This is a genomic window from Pseudomonas sp. NFACC51 (assembly GCF_900103575.1).
Taxonomy (GTDB): Bacteria; Pseudomonadota; Gammaproteobacteria; order Pseudomonadales; family Pseudomonadaceae; genus Aquipseudomonas; species Aquipseudomonas fluorescens_Q.
The window spans coordinates 101,666-123,425 of record NZ_FMXH01000007.1; the positions used below are offsets into that span (position 1 = coordinate 101,666).

Below are 21,760 nucleotides of genomic sequence, written 5' to 3' on the forward strand. Positions count from 1 at the left end.
GCGATGTGGGTAAGGTCGCGGAGGCGTTATGTCCAATAAAAGCATGATTTTGAATTTGTTCTTTTTTAATCCCCAAGGGGATCATCGTTTTTCCTGGCGCCACCCGCTATCACCGACCAAGGAAATATTGACGCTGGGTTACTACGTGAAACTGGTGCAGGCGGCCGAGGCAGCGAAGTTCGATGCGGTGTTTGTCGCGGACCACGTCGCGGTCTGGGACTCCGTTGCCAGTGGGTTGAGGCATTATGCCAACGCCCGCCTTGAACCGATTACGCTCTTGTCCGCATTGGCGGCTGTCACCGAACACATCGGGCTCATGGGCACCGCTTCAACGTCCTATAACGAGCCCTTCAACCTCGCGCGATATTTTGCTTCGCTGGACTACCTCAGCGCAGGGCGAGCCAGCTGGAATATCGTGACGTCCTGGTTGGAAGAAGAGGCTTCGAATTTCGGATTGTCAGGCGTGACGAAGCACGGCGATCGTTATCGGCGGGCCGAGGAGTTCATTCATGTCGTCAAGCAGCTTTGGGACTCCTGGGAGGAGGGGGCCCTTGAGTTTGACAAGGACAGCGGCGATTTTGCCGACCCGTCCAAGATTCACCCGATCCATCACGAAGGAGCACATTTCAACGTGCGTGGGCCGCTGAACGTGCCGCGTCCACCGCAAGGACACCCGGTCCTTGCCCAGGCGGGGTCTTCTGACGCGGGCAAGGATCTGGCCGCCGCCCATGCGGACGTGCATTTCTGTTTCATCGATACGGTCGAAGAGGGGCTGGCGTACAGGGCCGATTTGAATCGCCGACTCGAGTTGAAGGGCCGGCATTCCAGTGATCTGAAAATCATTACCGGTGTGCTTCCGGTGGTTCTGGAGGATGAGACTGAGGAGGAGCGACGTCGGCAACTGGAGGACAGCCTCATTATCGATGCCGTGGCGATTGATCTGGTCTCCAGCTACACCCGTCTTGATCTGACAGGCCTATCGCCGGACAGCCCGCTACCCGCCTTGCCGGATGAGTCTGAGTTCGATGGCATTCGAACCGAGCTGGCCTTGCTCAAGAAGTACGACACGACCTTGTCCATCCGTGAAATAGGGCGTCGGTTGGTCAAGAGTTCCAGTACCTGGCTGCTGATCGGAACGGCGGAGCATATTGCCGAGAAGCTTTCAGCGTTATACGAGTCGAATGCCGTCGATGGCTACAACCTCATGTTTCCGTTTTTGCCCACGGACTTCGAAACATTCACCCGTGGCGTGGTGCCCCTGCTGCAAGCCAGAGGGGTGTTCCGCCAGGAATACGAACCCGGGACCCTAAGGGATCGCTTGGGTTTGAAGACGCCTGCCAACCGCTTCCTGCTGTGATCAGCGTCAGTCACCATCCTCTGAATGGATTTCATATGACCAGCGATCTATCCATGTACCTCGCCCCCTCCAGGGTTTTACAGGCACAGGACGCCTGGCTCCAGCGCATTCTGGAGATTCTGGGTGAGCGCCATGAGCGAAAGCAGATCGTCGATCCCGTGTCCCATTGGCTTTCCCCCGATCTGTTGTTATCCCAGACCTGCGGCTATCCATTGGTCACGTCATTGCGGGGAAAGGTGAGGCTGATTGGGCGTCCGAGCTATGAGCTTGCTCATGGCTCGGGGGGTGACCACTGCAGTTTGCTGCTTTGTAGAGCTGATTCGGCCGTCACTGATCTGGCGGCTTTGCAGGGCAGCCATGGACTGATCAACGCCCGGGATTCCAACTCTGGAATGAATTTATTGCGTCACACGTTGGCGGGGATCAGCGACGGTGGTTTTTTCTCGAAACTCACCTTCACCGGATCCCACAGGGAGAGCATGCGCAGACTGAAAAAGGGCGAGGGCGATTTGGCTTCCATCGACAGTGTCACCTACGACTATCTGGCGAGAGACAACAGTGACGAGATCGAAGGCCTCAGGATCCTGGCGCGAAGTGTGCGCAGTCCCTGCCTGCCCTACATAACGTCGATTCGTAGAACGGCGACGCAAGCGGACTCTATCAGGCGCGCAATGAACGAAGCCCTGAGCCAGCTTCCTGAGATTTCCCGTGACCTGGCGATCAGGGAAGTGCTGCCGGCCAGTGAGGCTGACTATGAGTGTCTTCTGGAGTATGAGTGCAGTGCGGCCAATCGCGGTTTTTCGTTTGTATCATCCTGAGCGGCGAGCCGTCCCTGGCTCGCCATCTCAAACAAGCTAGAACCTGAAGCGCCCCACCAAGCCCTTGAGCTGCCCGGAAATATCCGTCAGGCGCCCCGAGCCGGTCTGCGCCGAGTGGGCGAATTCCTCGACCAACTGGGCATCGGCATGGATCTGCGCGATGTGCCGGTTGATGTCTTCGGCCACCTGGTGCTGTTCCTCTGCCGCCGTGGCGATCTGGGTGTTCTGGTCGCGAATCGAGTCCACCGAGTTGCGGATCTTGTCGAAACTGTCGCGTGCCTGTTGGATGCGTTCCACGCTGGTTTGCGACACCTGCAGGCTGCTTTGCATCTGCTGGGTGACTTCCTGGGTGCGACGAGCAAGGTTACCCAGCAGGCTGTCGATCTCGCCGGTGGAGTCGGCGGTACGCCGTGCCAGCGCTCGGACTTCGTCAGCCACTACGGCAAACCCGCGACCTTGATCGCCGGCCCGCGCGGCTTCGATGGCGGCGTTGAGGGCCAACAGGTTGGTCTGTTCGGCGATCGAGCGAATGGTGTCGAGGATGGTGTTGATGTTCTTGCTGTCTTGTTCCAGCGCCTGCATGGTCTGGGTCGACTTTTGCAGGTCGTCGCTCAGTTTCATCACGCTGCCGGTGGCTTCGCCGATGTGATGCTGGCCATCGTGTACATCGCGATAGCCTTCGTCCGCACTGGAGGCGGCCTGGCTGCAAGAGCGGGCCACTTCGTTGGCGGTGGCGACCATTTCGTTGAACGCGGTGCTCACCAGTTCCACGGCCTGGCGCTGGCGCCCGGCAGCGTCGTTCATGTTCTGGGCCACGTGGCTGGTATCGGCTGCGGCGGTTTGCAGGTCGGAAGAGGCGCTGCCGATGCGCTGCATCAGTTGCGCGATCATGCCCAGGAACTGGTTGAACCAGCCCGCCAGGGTGGCTGTTTCGTCCTTGCCTTGTACGGTGAGCTTGCGGGTGAGGTCGCCTTCACCTTCGGCGATTTCCTGCAGGCCATTGGCTACGCCGCGAATCGGCCGCACGATGACGCTGGCGAAACTGGCGCCCACCAAAGCGAACACCACGGCCAGTACGGCGGCAATGGCGGCGATCAGCCAAGTCAGTCTCGAAGCCCCGGCCATCACTTCATCGCGTTTGATCAGGCCGATGAAGCGCCAGCCCAACCCTTTGGAGCTGACCACGTTGGCCATGTAGGGCACGCCGTCGATTTCGATCTGGGTCACGCCATCGCTGCTTTTGGCCAGCTCGGCATAGTTGGGCCCAAGGTCGGCCAGCGGTTTGAAGTTGTGCTTGGCATCGGCAGCGTCCACCAGGACGTTGCCGTTGGCTTCGACCAGCATCAGGTAGCCGCTTTCACCCAGCTTGATGTTCTTGACCAGTTCGGTCAGTTGCTTGAGCGACACGTCCAGGCCCACAACGCCCACCAGCTTGCCGCTGGCGTCGGCAATCGTGTGTACGATCCCGATCAGTGACACGTCGTCCGGCGCCCAGTAGTAGGCGTCAGTACGCACGGTGTTGCCGGGCGAGGCGACGGCCGCCTTGTACCATGGACGCACGCGTGGGTCGTAGTTGGAGATCTTGGGATCGTCAGGCCAACTGGCGTAGCCGCCATCGGCCAACCCCACGGAAAGATAGGCGGTGGTTGGATGGCTCTTGGCGAATCTGTCGAAGATCTCCAAAAGCTGCTTGTTGTTTTCCGGCAGGGGAGTCTGCGCGGCGTCGGCGCCGGAATAGTTTTTCAGGTCTTTGGCGGCGACGATGCGCGGATCCTTGGCAAAGAACTCGACGTTCTGGCTGATGCCATCGAAAAACTGCTTCATGCCGTTGTCGATCTGGCGAATCTCACGACCACTGCTGTCCAGGAAGTTGGCTTTTGCGGCGTCGCGCAGGTTCAGCACGACAAGCACCGCCACCAGGATAACCGGGAGGCAGGCGATGGTCGCGAACGCCCATGTCAGCTTCTGTTTGATATTCATGACTTCTCCCGCGGAATATTTTAAGTGTTGGAGCGGCGGAAACAGCAGTGCTTGGCGTTGCGAGTCTCTGGAAGGGAAAAGCGCCCATGCCTACTGACAGTGTATCGACCAAAGTCCTAGGCACTTGAGGCTTTCCATTATGGCGCGGACCGACCGGTGGACGGCGCAGGCGCGATTGCAGCCGGCTTGACTAGCCTGGAAGATAGCGTGGTTTGCTCTGCGCCTTCGCCCTGCGGCTCAAGGCCCCCACGTGCAGCCAATCATCATCGTCTTTGATGTATTAACGAGGCCCTATGCCAAGCGCATTCGAGAGCGTACTCAAAAACAAGAACATGGCTTATCGACCGCTCGGATCAGCGCCCGCCAGCCAGGTGCCGATCCGCGTCGCGTTTGTATTGATGGATAATTTCTCGATGATGTCCTTCACCGGTGCGGTGGACGCGCTGGTGACCGCCAATCTGATGAGCGACATGCCCCTCTATGAAGTGCTGACGGTGGGGGTTTCAGGTGGGCAAGTCACAAGCGACCTGGGCATTGTCATCTCGACCGACATCGAACTGGCGCAGATGCCGGAAAACCAGGACGTGCTGATTGTCGCCGGGGGCTTTCGCGTGAAGTTGCAAGGCCATCCCTTGCTGCGGCGCAAGCTGCGTGCCAACGCGGCGTCTGGGACGATACTGGGAGGACTGTGGAACGGCGTCTTCTTTGTGGCCGATGCCAATCTGCTGGACGGTTTCGAATGCGCTGTCCACCCGGAAAGCCGCGCCATGATGGCCGAGGTGTTTCCCCATGTGAAGGTGTCCAGCCGGGCCTATGTCGTTGATCGGGAGCGGGTCAGTTGCGCGGGTGCCAACAGTTCGCTGCGCATGATGCTCCAATTGATTCGCCAGACGGGCGGGGCGGCGCTCGTGGGCGCCATCGAGGAAATTCTTCGTTGTGACGAGTCTGGCGATGATGCGACGGACTTGCCTCCGGTCTTCGTCGAAACCGACCCGACGTTGCCGGAAAGCCTCAAGCTGGCCCTGGAACTGATGTGGCAAAACGTAGAAGAGCCGTTGACCATCGATGAGCTGGCGGCGTGCGTCAAGATTTCCAAGCGGCAGTTGGAGCGGCGGTTCTGCAGTTTTCTCGGTGCGACGCCCACGCGCTATTACCTGGAACTGCGCTTGACGCGTGCCCGCCAGCTCATCCAGCAAACCAATCGATCCGTGACCGAAATCGCCGTGGCGACGGGCTTCGTCAGCTCCCCGCACTTCCAGCGTCGTTTCCGGGATTTTTTTGGTGTGCCGCCTGGCAGCTATCGCTCGAAATCGGAGCGCAAACAAACCGTGCGATGAAGGCGCAGGCAGATCAGAGAGGAGTTTTCAGGGGGGCGAGGGCGTTGCCGCGCCGTAGCGCGGGAGCTATGTGGGGGCAAGCTTTACTCCCACACAGTTCCTGCGCGACGAACACAAGTCAGGTGTTATCGTCTGTTTGTTTTTCGGTGGGCAGGTCTTCAGTTTGTGGCGCGGCTTTCGAAGCGGTCAAGGAGGTGTCTTTGCACAGCACTTTTCCGACTTCGTCGGCTATCGAGCCATCGATGATTCGCCCTTCCATCTGGTCGAACTGAGCTTTTTCCACCCCTGAAAGACTGTTGTACATCCCCATGTGTCGAACATTGCGGTTGGCGCAGTCGAGTTCAAGCTTCGTGTAGTTGGTGAAGTAAGTGCCCGATCTTTGTACGGTGGCCTGGATGGCTGAACCGCTGTCGACAAACGAAACGATGGAGTACACGGCATCCGAATCATCGTAGAGGTACTTGATGTTCTGGACGTCCGCAGCCGCACTGCACGCAATAGAGAGTAACGCGAGGGATATAACGGTTTTCATGCTTTCTTCCGTGAATAAGCAAGTCAGGAGGATTGATAGCAAAGTGAAATTATTTTGCCTTGGTGCGCGCATGGGGTCAATTTGTGTTGGAAGCATGCAGTGACCATTGGTCAGAAACAAAACTATTTTGGGAACTTTATAGGTCGGCCTGGCTCGTGGCAACAGACGAACGCATTCCGAGGCGGCCCGGTGCATCTTTCCTAATGCGCGACCCCTCCATTATCAAAGCCTGGATTATTCAGGTCGCCTGACTTTTTTTAGATGTTTTTCGCCTGAAATACGTCATTGATCATGGATTCAGGACTTTCGAATCTTTCTTAGCGTTATGCGCAAGATAACCCTTGTGGGAGCTGGCTCGCTCCCACAAGGGTTCATGGGGTTGCTTCAGGGCATCTGTGGCAGTTCCTGAGGCCGCAGATCGAACACCAGCACTTCGGCATCCTTGCCGTTGCTCAAGGTCAGGATTTGCTCCTCGCGCACCCGCACGCCATCACCTTCCTGCAGTGGTAGGCCATTGAGCTCGACAGCGCCTCGTGCCACGTGCACGTAGGCATAGCGTTCCGGCGCCAAGGTCAGGGTGGCGCTTTGCTCACCATCGAACAGCCCGGCGTAGACCCGTGCATCCTGGCGCACCTGGAGCGAGCCGTCAGTGCGGTCCGGGGAGATGATCAATTGCAGGCGACCGCGTTTCTGCTCGCTGCTGAAATGCTCTTGTTGATAGCGTGGCGTGGCGCCACTGACGTTGGGCACGATCCAGATCTGCAGGAAGTGCACCGGCTCGTCCGCACTGTGGTTGAACTCGCTGTGGGCCACGCCGCTGCCGGCGCTCATCAACTGCACGTCACCGGGGCGGATGACCGAGCCTGTGCCCAGGGTGTCCTTGTGTTCCAGGGCCCCTTCAAGCACGTAGGAAAAGATCTCCATGTCCCGGTGGGGATGCTGGCCGAAACCCTTGGCGGCGGCGACCCGGTCATCGTTGATGACCAGCAGGTCGGAGAAGCCTTGTTCGTTGAGGTCGCGGTAGCTGGCGAACGAGAAGGTGTGGAACGAGGTCAGCCAGCCGTGGCGGGCAATGCCGCGGTCCGAAGCTTTGCGAAGGGTCAGCATGGTCAATTCTCCTGATGTCTGTGGGCGACGACTGGGCCGTTCGCCGGGTTCAGAAGAAGGTTAATGGTTATCAAAATATTCAATAAGCGGGTTGAAAACGAAAGACTGTCCGTTACTGGTGGACAATCGAGAATGCCTACCGGCGGGTGCTTCGCTTCGACATAATGCTGACGAGAAACCCTGTGGGAGCGAGCTTGCTCCCACAGGGGGCATTTATAGTTTCTGGATTTTTTTGGCGTCTTTTTAAATGAAAACCGTTGCAATGGTGCTGTTCCCGGATTTTTTGCTGCTCGACATGGCCGGGCCTCTGGAGGTGTTTTCCATCGCCAATCGTTACCTCGCAGCGGATCAGCGTTATCAATTGCTGACCCTGGGAACCGAGCGCGGGCCGTTGCGGGCGTCCAACGGCGTGTCGGTGCAGGCCGATATCCATATCGACCAGGCATGGGCGGCCTATGACGTGTTGCTGGTACCGGGCGGGCCGGGGGCCTATAACGACCAGCATCCGGGGCTGCACACCTGGTTGCGGGCCGCGGCGCAACGGGCCACGCGCTACGGCTCCATCTGCACCGGCGCCTTTGTGCTCGGTGAGGCGGGCTTGCTCGACGGTTATCGCGTCACCACCCACTGGCATTACACCGAACGCCTGATCCAACGTTTCCCCAAGGCCCTGGTGGAAACCGACAAGATCTTCCTGCAGGACCGCCGCCTGATCACCTCCGGCGGTGTCACCGCCGGAATCGACCTGGCCTTGTCCATCGTCGCTCAGGATCACGGTCGCAAAGTCGCGTTGGATGTGGCCAAGGTGCTGTTGGTAGTGATGAAACGCCAGGGCGGACAGGCGCAGTTCAGCCCCTCGGTGGCGGCGGTGTCGACGCAGGAATCGGCCATTACCCGCGTGCAGAATCATGTGATGGAACATCTGGAAGAACCCTTCACCATCGAGCGCATGGCCGCGTTGGCTGCCATGAGTGCGCGGCATTTCGCCCGGGTCTTCGCCCGTGAGGTGAAGATGACACCCATGGAGTTCCTGCAAGGCGCGCGCATTGACCGGGCGCGTCAGTTGCTGGAAACCACCGACCTGCCACTCAAGACCGTGGCGTTTCGCAGTGGCTTCGGCAGCGTGCGGCACATGCGTTTTTTGTTCGGTGAAAAGCTCGGCCTGACCCCGGTGCAGTATCGCCAGCAGTTCAGTTGAGCCATCGGTGTCCGTCCAGGGCACTGTGATGTCCGTGGCGCTCCCTGTGCCAGCATTGTCCTGAGGCCTGCGCCTGCCAAGATAACGGCGAACCCTTTGGAAAGGATGCGCAGGAGCCAGGGCAGACGTGTCCGGTGAATCCGCACACGGACGCTCGCACCGGTTATCCGGCGCTGGATCGCCCATGAATAGTTTCGTCAAACCTTATAGCGAGCCGGCGGTGGGCTTCGGTCCGTTTGTCTTCTACCGGCAGCAGCGGCTGGTCACCCGTGACGGCCAGCCCCTCGCACTGGGCGGCCGTGCCCTGGATGTCCTGCAGGTGCTGGTGGAGCACGCCGGCCAGTACGTCAGCAAGCAAACACTCATCGCCCACGTCTGGCCGGACAGCGTCGTGGAGGCCATCAACCTGCGGGTGCACATTGCGGCGCTGCGGCGGGCCTTCGGTGATGGGCGCGGCGGCGCTCGCTATATCCTCAATCATCCTCGACAAGGCTATTGCCTTGCGCTGCCCCTGGTAGCGCAAGCGCGCGTTGAGTCGCCTTTCAGTCCACAAACCGAGCGACACAACCTGCCCAGGCGCTTGAACCCGGTGGTGGGTCGCGACAAAGTCCTGGGGCGGTTACTGGCGCAAGTGCCCCGTCAAGCCGTGACCACCGTGACCGGCCCCGGCGGGGTCGGCAAGACCACCGTGGTGGTGCGGGTGGCGGAACTGCTGCTCGAACACTTTAAGGACGGTGCCTGGTTCGTTGACCTGGCGGACGTCAGCGACCCCTCGCAAGTGGTGGCGCAAGTGGCCGGTGTGCTGGGCGTGGAGCAGGGGGCGTTGGCCCGCTCTCTCGAACCCTATCGGATGTTGCTGGTGCTCGACGGTTGCGAGCACCTGCTCGATGCTTGTCGGGAGCTGGTCCAGGCAGTGGCTGCGGCGCCCGGGGTGTCGTTGCTGGTCAGCAGTCGCGCACCCTTGGACTTGCCCGACGAAAGAATTGTGTCACTGCCGGGCCTGGCCGTGGCGTCGCCCCTGGAACCGGAGCACCAGATCGAGGCATGCCCGGCGGTGCAGTTGCTGATCGAGCGGGTCGGCGCCCGGCAGCAGGGCTTCAGGCCGGGTGGTCGCGACTGGCGGACGCTTGCGCAGATCTGCCAGCGCCTGGACGGATTGCCGCTGGCGTTGGAATTGGCGGCGGCCCAGGTCGATGCCTTGGGAGTGGCAGGGGTCCTGGAACAACTGGATCACGGTTTATCCCTCTTGAGCGTCGGGCGGCGTACTGCGGTGGCCCGGCACCGCAGCCTGGAGGCGGTGTTGGACTCGAGTTTCGAGCGTTTGAGCACTGACGAAAAAACCGCATTCCAGCGTCTGGCGGTGTTCGAGGGGCCGTTTACGCTCAAGGCGGCGCTGGCCGTGATCAGTTGCGCTGAGCTGAGTGTCGGGCAATTACCCTCGCTGCTGTCGCGGCTGGTGGGCGCGTCACTGCTGATGGTCGAGCCGCTTGCCGAAGGGGGGCGCTTCCATCTGCTCCACACCACTCGCGCCTATGCCATGGACAAATTGCGACGCAGTGGCCAGTGGCCTGTGTTTCATCGGCGTTACGTGTTGCAAGGCGCTTGGGGAGTCCGGCATTCAAGACCCCAACCGTCAAGTCAGCGCCTGGAGCAGCGCGCCGGCTTCCAATAGGTCTGGGGTCTCGAAACCTTCGGTGAAGCGTCGATAGACGGGGTCGAGCAGCGCCTGCGCAGCATGCGCCTGCCCTTGGCGCTGCCACAAACGGGCCAGGGACGTGGCGCTGCGCAGTTCCCAGGCCAGGGCCTGGTGACGACGGGCGATGCCCAGGGCGGCCAGCAGTTGCGCTTCGGCTGCTTCTTCAAGAGACGGCTCGTTCCGGGCCAGCAAGGTCTCGGCATCGGCCCGCAGGATCTCCGCCGAACACCAACCCGCGGCGCCACTGCGCGCCCGTTCGATTTGCGCCGGGCTGACGAAGTCGCTACGCAGGGTGACGGCGATGTCCTGGATCAAGCCGTTTGTCGGGCGTGTTGCCAGGGGCTGGCCATCGAATGCGCGGTCGTAATGGCAAGCCCAGTCGTGGAACAGCATCACCGAATGTTTCTTGGCCTGTTGCTTCAACAGGTCGAGCCTTTCCCGGGCAATCGAATGATCGCCGGTGTAGTGGGCGATCACGCAACCGGTCAGCGCCAAGGTGTAGCAGATCGAAATGCCGTGGTTGATCTGCAAGGCGATTTGCAGCGCCAGGTTGGCTGTGCGCCGGGCTTTTTCGGCAAAACCTTGCAGCCAGAGGATGCGCGCCAGAACCGTCAGCGCGGCCACGCTCTGATCGTATTGCACGCCGAAGCCGTGGCTGAAGCGGCTGAGGTGACCGCTTTGGGCCAGGCGCTGGATCACCTGTTCGGCTTCGCGCCGCGCCGCGCCCTGGTCGCCGGTGAAATGCAGCGCCAGCACCCGCAGGCGTTGAGTGCTCAAGGACAGGGTCGGGTCGCCCTGCAAGCCCAACCGGTCGAAATCGCGGCTGTGTGCCAGGGCCTGTTGGTAGTCGCCGCAACTGAGGTCGACGGTCATTTGCCCGGACACGGCCCTCAGTTCGCCGGCCAGTTCCTGGCATTGCCGGGCCAGTTGCCGGGCCGTGGCGAAGGCGCGGACAGTGGCCGGCGTGCCGCCCTCGGTGTGGTAGTTGAAACTGGCGTGGGCCAGTTCCAGGGCCAGGGTCAAGCGCGGGCATGGCGCGGGGCTGGCCCGCAATAATTGCAGCGCTTTGTTGACGTAGAGGCCGTGTTCCTTGAGCAGCGACAGCTCCTGCCAGAGGGGCAGGGTACGGGCGGTCAGGCGGATCGCGACGGCGTGTGAACCTTGCGGGCCCAAGCCTCGGTCGAGCGCCGCGCGGATGTCGTCGCGATAGTCGGCGTAGCGGGTGATCCACAGTCGGGTGGGGGTGTTTTCCCAATCGCTTTCCGCTTGTCCCATGAGCGCCAGGCAGCGCTCGGCATGGCGTTCCTGGCTGGCCGCCAATTCCCCGGCTTCGGCCAGTTTTTCCAAGGCATAACGGCGGGTGGTGTCCAGCAGGCGATAGCGCACCTCTTCATCGCCGATCTCTACATTGAGCAACGATTTGGCGACCAACTGGCTGACCGACACCAGCACCTGATCGGGCGCGACATGCTGGCCGACGATCACTGCGGCGGCCGAGGCCAGGTTGAAACTGCCCATGAACACCGCCAGCCGCCGCAGGCAGGTCTGCTCGCAGGCCGTGAGCAGCGCGAAGCTCCAGTCCAGCGTGGCGCGCAGAGTCTGTTGGCGTGGGGCGGCGTCGGTGTCGTTGTGGAGCAGGGCGACGCTGTCTTGCAATTGCCGGTGCAGTGCTTCGAGGCTGAAGCGGCCGAGTTGTCCGGCGGCCAGCTCGATGGCCAGGGGAATCCCGTCCAGCCGCTGGCAGATGTCGACTATCAACGGCACCTCGCGGTCGCTCAGTTCGAAGTCGTCACGGCTGGCCAGCGCGCGCTCGGCAAACAGTTGCAGCGCCGGGTATTCCAGGGCGGGATAGCCCTCGATGGGCATTTCCCGGGGCGGGAACGCCAGGGCATCCAGGCGCTGCACGTGTTCGCCTTCGGCGCGCAGGTCTTCGCGGCTGGTGGCCAGGATGTGCAGGTGAGGAGCGCCGCGCAGCAGGGTTTCGGCGAGCAGGGCGACGGCGTCGATCAGGTGCTCGCAGTTGTCGATGACCAGCAGCAGATGCCGCTCCTTGAGCTGCCGGGCGATGGCGTCCAGCGGATCACCGTCCTGCAGTGGCAGGTCGAGCAATGCGCACAGGTTGGGGGCGATCATGGCCGCTTCGTTGAGCGATGCCAGGTCCAGCAGATGAGTGCCGTCACGGTACTGGCCGATCAGCCGTTCAGCGACCCGCAGGGCAACGGTGGTCTTGCCGATGCCGCCGGTACCGACCAGGGTAATGAAGCGTTTTCGCGGTAGCTGGGCTACCAGGTTTTCCACCAGGGCCTGGCGCCCGATCATGCGGGTGCGCTGCAGCGGCAGGTTGCGCGTCAACGACGGATGAGGGATGTGCGCCCATTGGTCGAGCGGTTCGAATGACAGCGGCGCGACAAAACTGTAGCCGCGCTGCGCCACGGTGACGATGTAGCGCTGCCCGGCCTGGCCATCCCCGAGGGCCTTGCGCAGTGCCGCGACGTGCACGCGCAGGTTGGTATCTTCCACCACGCTCCTGGGCCAGACCCGGGCGATCAGTTGCTGCTTGCTCACCACCTCGCCAGCGTGCTCGAGCAGCACCAGCAGAATCTCCACGGCCCGCCTGCCCAGGCGCAACGGTTGCCCACCCTCGAGCACCAGGCGCTGGCGAGGATGGACCCGGTAAGGGCCGAAGTGCACCGTCTGTTCGACGGGCAGGCTGAGGTATTGGCTCATGTTGCTCTCAATGTTCTGGTCCGGTGCCTGGGCTTTACCTGAGCATATTCCTCAGGTTTTGCGTCAAGCGCAACGGCGCGGGCTTCCCACAGCCTGTCTGCCAGACACAGAACCCCGTGGCGAGGGAGCTTGCTCCCGCTGGGCCGCGAAGCGGCCCCAAAGGCCTCACCCCCAATCAATCTGACACGCCGAGGTGACAGTTCTAGGACTGCTGCGCAGTCCAGCGGGAGCAAGCTCCCTCGCCACAACAGCGAGGGTTTTTAACACTTCAGTTCCGAAAAAATTAACAACGTTTAACTCACGCAGATGCCTCCCATGGCCGGACCATAAAGCGATCCACCCACCTCAAGGAGTCACGTCATGAGCACCTTCATTACCCGCGACGGCACCGAGATTTACTACAAGGACTGGGGCAGTGGTCAACCGGTGGTCTTCAGCCACGGCTGGCCGTTGAACTCGGACAGTTGGGAAGCGCAGATGATGTTCCTGGCGTCCAATGGCTATCGGGTGATCGCCCATGACCGCCGTGGGCACGGGCGTTCCAGCCAGCCCTGGGACGGCAACGACATGGACACCTACGCCGATGACCTGGCCGAGCTGATCGAGCGGCTGGACTTGAAGGACGCGGTGTTGCTCGGCTTCTCCACCGGCGGTGGCGAAGTGGCGCGCTACATCGGTCGCCATGGGGCTGCCCGTGTCGCCAAGCTCGGCCTGATTTCGGCGGTGACGCCGCTGATGCTCAAGACCCCGGACAACCCCGGCGGTCTGCCTGTGGAGGTGTTCGACGGTTTCCGCCAGGCCTCCCTGGCTGACCGTTCTCAGCTATACAAAGATGTGGCCAGCGCGTTTTTCGGTGCCAACCGTCCGGGCGCCAAAGTCTCCCAAGGCATGATCGACTGGTTCTGGATGCAGGGCATGCTCGCCGGCCACAAGAACACCTATGACTGCATCAAGGCGTTCTCGGAGACCGATCTTTCCGAAGACCTGCGCAACATCGACGTGCCGACCCTGGTAGTCCACGGCGATGACGATCAGGTGGTCCCCATCGAAACGGCTGGCATCGCCGCCGCCAAATTGCTGAAGAACTCACAGTTGCTGGTGTACCCGGGCGCGCCCCACGGCCTGACCGATACCCACAAGGACCGGTTGAACGCCGACCTGCTGGCGTTCATCCGGGGCTGATCAAGCCACACACCTGTGGGAGCGAGCTTGCTCCGGGCGTTCCGACGATGGCGGCGCAACAGTCAACATCGCCGCCGACTGACACCCGGCTATCGCGAGCAAGCTCGCTCCCACAGGATCGGTATTCGACAGGACCAACACCCATGAACCGCAACGATTTACGCCGCCTCGACATGAACCTGCTGGTGATCTTCGAGGCGCTGATGTTCGAGAAAAATCTGACCCGCGTCGCCGAAAAGCTGTTCATGGGCCAGCCGGCGGTGAGCGCGGCGCTGGGGCGGCTGCGGGATCTGTTCGATGATCCGTTGCTGATCCGCCACGGGCGCGGCATGGAACCGACCCCGCGGGCCCTGGTGATCCTGCAAGAGCTGCAACCGGCCATGGACACCATCTCTGGCGCGGTCAGCCGGGCCAAGGCCTTCGACCCGTCCACCAGTTGCGACGTGTTCCGTATCGGTCTGTCCGACGATGCCGAATTCGGCCTGTTTCCACCGTTGCTGAGCCAACTGCGCGAAGAAGCGCCGGGGATCATCGTGGTGGTGCGCCGGGCCAATTTCCTGCTGATGTCGTCGCTGCTGGCCAGCGGTGAAATCAGCGTCGGGGTCAGCTACACCACCGACCTGCCGGCCAATGCCAAGCGCAAGAAACTGCGGGACATTCCTTGCAAGGTCTTGCGTGGCGACAAGCGCCCGGGCCCCTTGACCCTGGACGAGTACTGCTCGCGTCCCCACGCCATGGTCTCGTTCTCGGGCGACCTGAGCGGCAACATCGACCTGGACCTGGCCCGCATCGGCCGGACCCGCAAAGTGGTGCTGGCGGTGCCGCAATTCAGCGGGCTACGGGCCTTGCTGGCCGGCACCGAGCTGATCGCCACCGTGCCCGACTATGCCGCCTGCGCGCTGGTGGAAGGCTGTGCGCTGCGCGCCGAGGACCCTCCGTTCGAGATCAATGCCGCCGAGCTGTCGATGGTCTGGAGCGGGGTGCATGACAACGACCCGGCCGAGCGCTGGCTGCGTTCGCGCATTGCCAGCCACATGTCCCAACCGCTGCCAGCGGCGGCCTCGATCGCCGCGGATGGAGCCCACCGATGAACATGACCGATGAGCGCCCGCTGCAGGATCTGGGCTTGTTGTTCCTGCGCCTGAGTGGCGCGTTGTTTTTGCTGTGGGTCCATGGGTTGCCGAAGCTGTTGCACTACAGCGTCGAACTGACCCGCATCGAAGACCCGTTTCACTTGGGCGCAGCACCGACCCTGATCCTGGCGATTTTCGCCGAGGTGCTGTGTCCGCTGCTGATCATGGCCGGTGTGCTGGTGCGTCTGGCGTGCCTGCCGATCCTGTTTCTCCTGGCGGTGGCGCTGCTGGTGGTGCACCCGCAGTGGAGCCTGGAAGAAGGGCAGTTCGGCTGGCTGCTGCTGATCATATTTACCAGCGTGTTCATCGCCGGGCCCGGGCGCCTGGCAATCAATACGCGTTTTGTAGGAGTGCTTCGCCATGTCTGAATCTCAAACCATCGACTCTCCTGGGAGCCCGGCCAAACCCGGCTTCGATGAAATCGTGACCCTGGTGGTCAAGCACCGGATCAAGGCTGGCCAGGACGTGGCGTACGAGGCCTGGTTACGCCGCATCGTGCGCGTGGCCGGTCAATGGCCGGGCCACCTGGGCGTGGACGTGGTGCGCGGCAAACTGGGTGGGTTGTCGCTGTTCACCTGCGTGCTGCGTTTCTGCTCCACCGAAGCCATGCAACGCTGGCTGGATTCGCCCGAGCGCCGCGAGCTGGTGGAAGAGGCCGCGCCGCTGTTGGCCGATGGCGACCAGACTGAAGTCGCCTCGCACAAGGAATTCTGGTTCGCTCCGCTGGCCGATGCCGCCACGCCACCGCCGCGCTGGAAGCAGGCCGTGGTGACGCTGCTGGTGATCCTGCCCCACACGCTGCTGGTGCCTTTGCTCTGGGGCCCGGTGCTGCAACTCAACGCCTTTCTGTCGAACTACGTGGTTGCCACGTTTTTGATCACCCTGACCATCGTGCTCTCGGTCTGCTACGTCTGCATGCCGCTGGCGACCCGTGTGTTCGCCCCTTGGCTGGAACCGCAGGCCCATGAGCACCTGGAGCCCGAGCAGCGCTGAGCGGTTATGACAAGCACCGTTGTGGCGAGGGAGCTTGCTCCCGCTGGGCTGCGAAGCGGCCCAAAAAGAGCGGCCGCTACGCGCCCGAGCGGGAGCAAGTTCCCTCGCCACACACGGACCGTATTCACTCTTGATGTGTCCGCACATCCATCGTCAAAGGAAATCCGATGAACGCCGATCTGATTCTATTCAACGGTCAATTCCATACCGTCGACCGCGAGAAGCCTCGGGCCAGCGCAGTCGCCATTAGCCAGGGCCGCTTCGTCGCGGTGGGCACCGATGCCGAGGCCATGGCCTTGCGAGGCAGCGGCACCCAGGTCATCGACCTCAAGGGCCGCACCGTCATCCCCGGGCTCAACGACTCGCACCTGCACTTGATCCGTGGCGGCCTGAACTACAACCTGGAGCTGCGCTGGGAGGGCGTGCCATCCCTGGCCGATGCCTTGCGCATGCTCAAGGACCAGGCCGACCGCACGCCAACGCCACAGTGGGTGCGCGTGGTCGGCGGCTGGAACGAATTCCAGTTCGCCGAAAAACGCATGCCGACCCTGGAAGAACTGAACCAGGCCGCTCCCGACACGCCGGTGTTCGTGCTGCACCTGTATGACCGTGCCTTGCTCAACCGCGCCGCGCTGCGGGTGGCCGGCTACACCCGTGACACGCCGAACCCGCCGGGTGGCGAGATCGTGCGTGACAGCAAGGGCGAACCCACCGGCATGCTGGTGGCGCGGCCCAACGCGATGATCCTTTATTCGACGCTGGCGAAAGGGCCGAAGCTACCGCTGGAGTACCAGGTCAACTCCACGCGCCAATTCATGCGTGAACTCAATCGCCTGGGCCTGACCAGTGCCATCGATGCTGGCGGCGGCTTCCAGAACTACCCGGACGACTATGCGGTGATCGAGCAGTTGGCCCGCGAGCAGCAGTTGACGGTGCGCATCGCCTACAACCTGTTCACCCAGAAGCCCAAGGAAGAACTCAGCGATTTCAAGAACTGGACCGGCAGCGTCAAGTTGCACCAGGGCGATGATTTCCTGCGGCACAACGGCGCCGGTGAAATGCTGGTGTTCTCGGCGGCGGATTTCGAGGACTTCCTCGAGCCGCGTCCGGACCTGCCGCCCGGCATGGAGCAGGACCTGGAACCGGTGGTCCGCCACCTGGTGGAACAGCGCTGGCCGTTCCGCCTGCACGCCACCTATGACGAATCCATCAGCCGCATGCTCGACGTGTTCGAGAAGGTCAACCGTGACATCCCGTTCAATGGCTTGCCGTGGTTCTTCGACCACGCCGAAACCATCACGCCGAAGAACATCGAGCGCGTACGGGCGTTGGGCGGCGGCATTGCGATCCAGGATCGCATGGCCTTCCAGGGTGAATACTTTGTCGACCGCTACGGCGCCAAGGCCGCCGAAGCCACGCCGCCGATCAAGCGCATGCTCGCCGAAGGCGTGCCGGTGGGCGCCGGCACCGACGCCACTCGCGTTTCCAGTTACAACCCCTGGACCTCGCTGTACTGGATGGTCAGCGGGCGCACGGTCGGCGGCCTTTCGTTGCACGAAGAGGGCTTGCCGCGCCTGACCGCGTTGGAACTGTTCACCCATGGCAGCGCCTGGTTCTCGTCGGAGCAGGGCAAGAAAGGCCAGATCAAGGTCGGCCAACTGGCGGACCTGGCGGCCCTGAGCGCGGATTTCTTCAGCGTCGAGGAAGAAGCCATCAAGTGGATCGAGTCGGTACTGACCGTGGTCGACGGCAAGGTGGTGTACGCCGCCGGCGACTTCGAAAAGCTCGGGCCGGCCAGCGTCCCGGTGCTGCCGGACTGGTCGCCGGTGGTCAAGGTCCCGGGCCACTGGCGCCCGACCTCACCGTTGCAGGCTCAGGTCCACCAGTGCAGCGGCCCGTGCACGGTGCATGCCCACAGCCATGAACGGGCGCGGTTGTCGAACGTCCCGGTCAGCGATTTCCAAGGCTTCTGGGGCGCGTTTGGCTGTTCCTGCTTTGCCTTTTAACTGATCCACACAGATCTCCCACCAGGTTTTGTAACATCCATCCCAAAGGAGTCATCCCATGAGCAACGTTCCCGCCTACAACCGTCTGAACAAAGACGACGCGGTCGTCCTGCTGGTCGATCACCAGACCGGCCTGATTTCCCTGGTCCAGGACTTCTCGCCCAACGAGTTCAAGAACAACGTGCTGGCCTTGGCCGACCTGGCGAAGTTCTTCGAACTGCCCACCATCCTCACCACCAGCTTTGAAAAAGGCCCTAACGGCCCGATCGTGCCGGAACTCAAGGAGATGTTCCCGGATGCGCCGTACATCCCCCGTCCAGGCCAGATCAATGCCTGGGACAACGAAGACTTCGTCAAGGCGATCAAGGCCACCGGCCGCAAGCAACTGATCATCGCTGGCGTGGTCACCGATGTCTGCGTGGCGTTCCCGACCCTGTCGGCGCTGGCTGAAGGTTTCGACGTGTTCGTCGTCACCGACGCTTCGGGTACGTTCAACGAAACCGTGCAACAGGCCGCCTGGGTACGCATGACCGCTGCCGGCGCGCAGATGATGAACTGGTTCTCGGTGGCCTGTGAGCTGCACCGCGATTGGCGCAACGACATCGAAGGCCTGGGCAACCTCCTGTCCCAGCGCATTCCGAACTACCGCAACCTGATGAACAGCTACTCGGCGTTGACGGCCAAGTAAGCTGCTTTCTTGCTGAACGGATGCCCGCCAATGTGCGGGCATCTTTTTGTCTGGCAATTAACCTTGTGGCGAGGGGATTTATCCCCGCTGGGCTGCGCAGCGGCCCCAAAGTCAGCCAACCAGTTGTGGCAGAATGTGCCCATGATTCATTACCGGGTCTGCTGCGCAGCCCAGCGGGGATAAATCCCCTCGCCACAGTTCTGTGTTCGGCTGACACCTTCCGTCTACTTGGAAAGAAATGAACCCCTTCGAAGAAATGCGCATCTTTGCCCAGGTCATGGAGTCGGGCAGTTTCACCGCAGCGGCGGAAAAACTGGGGCTGTCCAAGCAGTTCGTCAGCCGCAAGCTGATGGAACTGGAACAGCGCCTGGGCGTGCGCCTGCTCAATCGCTCGACCCGGCGGCTGGATGTCACGCCCCTGGGCCAGCGCTATCACGAAGCGGCGCTGCGTCTGCTCAATGAGCTCGAACAGGTGGAGCAGGGCATCAGCGGCCAGACCAGCGAGCCCCGCGGCACCATTCGGCTCAGCGCACCGTTGTCCTTCGCCATGGCGCACCTGGGCAGCCTGCTGCCGCTGTTTCTGCAGCGCTATCCGGGCGTCAGCGTCGAGGTGGACCTGAGCGACCGCTCGGTGGATCTGCTGGGGGAGGGTTATGACCTGGCGCTGCGCATCGGCGTGCTGGAGGATTCGACGCTGATTGCCCGGCGCATCGCGACTATCGAGCGGGTGTACTGCGCCAGCCCCGCCTACCTGGCGCAAAAAGGCACACCCGCGCGGCCTGAAGACCTGCGCAATCACGACTGCTTGCCCTATGGTCACAGCCGTCAGGTGCAGTGGCGTTTCGTGGGGGCCGGCAAACCGCTGACCCTGGAGGTCACGGGACGCATGCGCGCCAATAACGGGGACTTGCTCAGGGACGCGGCCATCGCCGGCATGGGCATCACCTATCTGCCCGCTTTCATCCTCGGCGATGCCTTGAAGGATGGGCGGCTGATCAAGGTCCTGGAAGGCTTCGAGACCGAACCGTTGGCGCTGTCGGCGGTGTATCCCCAGCATCGGCAAAGTGCACGTCCGGTGCAGGCGTTGGTGGAATTCTTGCGTGAACAAATGCAATAAAGCGCCGCAGTGCATTCAGCCGTCACATGACGGCTGAAGGCATCTACCGCGCTCTGATCAGGCGGCGAGGTTGGCGCTGCTCAGTTCTTTTTTGTACTGCGCTTTCATGGCTTCCATGTCTGCACCCAAGGCATCGAGTTTTGCCTTGCCCAACAATTTTTTCGCGTGGGGGAACATCTCCTTTTCTTCTTCCTCGATGTGATGCTCGAGCAGTTCCTTGACCACTTTCACCCGACCGGCGAATTCCGGCTGGGTTGGATCGGTGGCTTTGAGGTCCGGCAGCACCAGCGAGTCGACGGTACGGTGTTCTTCCTTGGCCTCGTAATACATTTCAGCCTCGTCCTTGCCACCGGCCTGCTTGAAAGCCGGATAAAGAATTTCTTCTTCCAGGCGGGTGTGGATGGAAATTTCCATTTCCAGTTTCGCCAACAGGTCGGTGCGTTTTTTCACGGCGCGTTCAGTCGACTCGCTCAGTTGAGTCAGGATGGCTTTGACGCGTTCGTGGTCGGCTTTCAACAGATCGATGGCATTCATAGGTAGCTCCTCGGCAATACACGGAAGCGGGCAGGCTTCGAGCGCCTACGCCGCGTAAGAGCTGAATTGCATCAGCTGTGCCAGCCGAAGATCGATTTAAAAACTCTTTAAAAACAATAAGTTGGAACGAAAATAATTTCCGGCGTCGTGCAAGCTGCATGAGCGGGCTGCAAAATGCGTTGCACTTTGCGCGGGTGGCTAGACATTTTCGATCCGCTGTCGGACCCGACTGGCGATTGCCAGGCAGGACGTCAGCCCAGGCGACTCGATGCCGAGCAGGTTGATCAACCCAGGCACCCGGTGTTCGGCCTCGCTGCTGATGACAAAGTCGTGGGCCGGCTCGCCGGGGGCGGAAATCTTCGGGCGGATGCCGCTGTACGCCGGTTGCAGGCTCTGGTCCGGCAGGCCCGGCCAATAATTGCGGATCGCCGGGTAAAACGCTTCGGCCCGGGCCGGATCCACTCGGTAGTCCTCGCAGTCGACCCATTCGGTGTCCGGGCCGAAACGCGCCTGGCCGGCCAGGTCCAACGTCATGTGGATGCCCAGGCCGGCGGCTTCCGGGGCGGGATAGACCAAGTGCCGGAACGGTGCTCGCCCGGCGAGGCTGAAGTAGTTGCCCTTGCACAAAAAGTCTTCGGGCACCGATTGCATCTCCAGGCCTTCGATGCGGCGGGCGAGAGCAGGTGCCTGGAGGCCCGCGGCGTTGATCAGCAGGCGACAGGACAAGGTCATCTGCGCCGTGCCGCTCAATTCCAGGATGAAGCCCCCAGTGATGATGCGAGCGCCCAGTAAAGGCGTATGGAAAGCAATGTTCGCCCCAGCCGCTTCGGCGTCACCCTGCAAGGCGAGCATCAGAGCGTGGGAATCGACGATACCGGTGGAAGGCGAATACAGCGCGGCGACACAGGCCAGGGCCGGTTCCAGTGCCTGCGCCTGTTCTTGGTCGAGCAGGCGCAGGTCGTCCACGCCGTTCTTCAAGCCCCGCTCAAGCAATGTTTCGAGTCCGCCCACCTGTGCCTGATCCGTGGCAACGATCAGCTTGCCGAGCCGGCGGGTGGCGACGCCATGGCTTTCACAATAGGTGTACAACCGGTGCCGGCCTTCGACGCACAGCTGCGCCTTGAGACTGCCCGGCGGATAATAGATGCCCGCATGGATGACTTCGGAGTTGCGCGAGCTGATGCCCATGCCGATGGCTTCGGTGGCTTCGATCAGCAGCACTTCATGCCCGGCACGCGCCATCTCTCGCGCCACGGCGAGCCCAACGACGCCAGCGCCCACGACCACGCATTCAAAATCGACGTTCAACCTTGTCTCTCCTTCCGGGCCTGCAAGTTAGCCTTTCATAGCGCAGG

General features: G+C 61.8%; 18 protein-coding genes and 1 pseudogene. 12 read left to right on the forward strand and 7 right to left on the reverse strand.

Annotation, left to right across the window (positions count from 1 at the left end):
• The first annotated feature begins 28 nt into the window (after positions 1–28).
• The gene (locus tag BLT00_RS15660) at positions 29–1,357 is read left to right on the forward strand and encodes an LLM class flavin-dependent oxidoreductase (protein WP_092144435.1); all 1,329 of its coding nucleotides are present in this window, start codon (positions 29–31) and stop codon (positions 1,355–1,357) included.
• Between the two features lie 35 nt (positions 1,358–1,392).
• Positions 1,393–2,175 (forward strand): phosphate/phosphite/phosphonate ABC transporter substrate-binding protein, encoded by a 783-nt coding sequence (locus tag BLT00_RS15665; protein WP_092144437.1) that lies wholly within the window; start codon positions 1,393–1,395, stop codon positions 2,173–2,175.
• Between the two features lie 36 nt (positions 2,176–2,211).
• Here the strand turns inward: BLT00_RS15665 and BLT00_RS32525 are convergent, their stop codons facing one another.
• A complete protein-coding gene (locus tag BLT00_RS32525; protein WP_371856946.1) occupies positions 2,212–3,066 on the reverse strand; it encodes a methyl-accepting chemotaxis protein in 855 nt (284 codons plus the stop codon).
• A gap of 6 nt (positions 3,067–3,072) precedes the next feature.
• A pseudogene (locus BLT00_RS32530) lies at positions 3,073–4,155 on the reverse strand (cache domain-containing protein); the annotation flags it as partial.
• Positions 4,156–4,448: 293 nt separating this feature from the next.
• On the opposite strand from BLT00_RS32530, the gene BLT00_RS15675 reads away from it, so the two are divergent.
• Entirely contained in the window at positions 4,449–5,492 is a 1,044-nt protein-coding gene (locus BLT00_RS15675; RefSeq protein ID WP_063320453.1) for a GlxA family transcriptional regulator, read from the forward strand.
• Positions 5,493–5,610: 118 nt separating this feature from the next.
• On the opposite strand, the gene BLT00_RS15680 is transcribed toward BLT00_RS15675, so the two are convergent.
• Both BLT00_RS15680 and BLT00_RS15685 read right to left on the reverse strand, forming a co-directional pair.
• The gene (locus tag BLT00_RS15680) at positions 5,611–6,024 is read right to left on the reverse strand and encodes a hypothetical protein (protein ID WP_092144441.1); all 414 of its coding nucleotides are present in this window, start codon (positions 6,022–6,024) and stop codon (positions 5,611–5,613) included.
• A 384-nt stretch (positions 6,025–6,408) separates the two neighbouring features.
• Entirely contained in the window at positions 6,409–7,131 is a 723-nt protein-coding gene (locus tag BLT00_RS15685) for a pirin family protein (protein WP_092144443.1), read from the reverse strand.
• 247 nt (positions 7,132–7,378) lie between these two features.
• Here BLT00_RS15685 and BLT00_RS15690 point away from each other — a divergent pair, with 247 nt between their 5' ends.
• Positions 7,379–8,329, forward strand: coding sequence for a GlxA family transcriptional regulator (locus BLT00_RS15690; RefSeq protein ID WP_092144445.1), 951 nt, complete (start codon positions 7,379–7,381; stop codon positions 8,327–8,329).
• Positions 8,330–8,513: 184 nt separating this feature from the next.
• Positions 8,514–10,001 carry an ATP-binding protein gene (locus tag BLT00_RS15695; RefSeq protein WP_092144447.1) on the forward strand — a complete coding sequence of 496 codons (1,488 nt, stop codon included), beginning with the start codon at positions 8,514–8,516 and terminating at the stop codon, positions 9,999–10,001.
• Here the strand turns inward: BLT00_RS15695 and BLT00_RS15700 are convergent.
• Entirely contained in the window at positions 9,963–12,752 is a 2,790-nt protein-coding gene (locus BLT00_RS15700) for an ATP-binding protein (protein ID WP_092144449.1), read from the reverse strand. The two genes, BLT00_RS15695 and BLT00_RS15700, sit on opposite strands and share 39 nt — an antisense overlap.
• 360 nt (positions 12,753–13,112) lie before the next feature.
• Here BLT00_RS15700 and BLT00_RS15705 point away from each other — a divergent pair, with 360 nt between their 5' ends.
• From BLT00_RS15705 to BLT00_RS15735, 7 genes are all read left to right on the forward strand, one after another.
• Positions 13,113–13,934, forward strand: a complete 822-nt coding sequence (locus BLT00_RS15705; protein WP_092144450.1) for an alpha/beta fold hydrolase — start codon at positions 13,113–13,115, stop codon at positions 13,932–13,934.
• 143 nt (positions 13,935–14,077) lie between these two features.
• Positions 14,078–15,025, forward strand: coding sequence for a LysR family transcriptional regulator (locus BLT00_RS15710; protein ID WP_092144452.1), 948 nt, complete (start codon positions 14,078–14,080; stop codon positions 15,023–15,025).
• Positions 15,022–15,435 (forward strand): DoxX family protein, encoded by a 414-nt coding sequence (locus BLT00_RS15715; RefSeq protein WP_092144454.1) that lies wholly within the window; start codon positions 15,022–15,024, stop codon positions 15,433–15,435. Before BLT00_RS15710 ends, BLT00_RS15715 begins: the two co-directional genes overlap by 4 nt.
• Complete coding sequence (locus BLT00_RS15720) at positions 15,428–16,060, forward strand: antibiotic biosynthesis monooxygenase (protein ID WP_092144456.1); 633 nt, start codon at positions 15,428–15,430, stop codon at positions 16,058–16,060. Before BLT00_RS15715 ends, BLT00_RS15720 begins: the two co-directional genes overlap by 8 nt.
• A gap of 167 nt (positions 16,061–16,227) precedes the next feature.
• The gene (locus BLT00_RS15725; RefSeq protein WP_024617381.1) at positions 16,228–18,066 is read left to right on the forward strand and encodes an amidohydrolase; all 1,839 of its coding nucleotides are present in this window, start codon (positions 16,228–16,230) and stop codon (positions 18,064–18,066) included.
• 58 nt (positions 18,067–18,124) lie between these two features.
• Entirely contained in the window at positions 18,125–18,754 is a 630-nt protein-coding gene (gene ycaC / locus BLT00_RS15730; protein ID WP_003203400.1) for an isochorismate family cysteine hydrolase YcaC, read from the forward strand.
• Positions 18,755–18,992: 238 nt separating this feature from the next.
• Positions 18,993–19,871 carry a LysR family transcriptional regulator gene (locus BLT00_RS15735; protein WP_063320463.1) on the forward strand — a complete coding sequence of 293 codons (879 nt, stop codon included), beginning with the start codon at positions 18,993–18,995 and terminating at the stop codon, positions 19,869–19,871.
• Positions 19,872–19,928: 57 nt separating this feature from the next.
• On the opposite strand, the gene BLT00_RS15740 is transcribed toward BLT00_RS15735, so the two are convergent.
• Both BLT00_RS15740 and BLT00_RS15745 read right to left on the reverse strand, forming a co-directional pair.
• Positions 19,929–20,405, reverse strand: a complete 477-nt coding sequence (locus tag BLT00_RS15740; RefSeq protein WP_063320464.1) for a hemerythrin domain-containing protein — start codon at positions 20,403–20,405, stop codon at positions 19,929–19,931.
• A 198-nt stretch (positions 20,406–20,603) separates the two neighbouring features.
• Positions 20,604–21,713, reverse strand: coding sequence for an NAD(P)/FAD-dependent oxidoreductase (locus BLT00_RS15745; protein WP_092144458.1), 1,110 nt, complete (start codon positions 21,711–21,713; stop codon positions 20,604–20,606).
• Positions 21,714–21,760 lie beyond the last annotated feature (47 nt).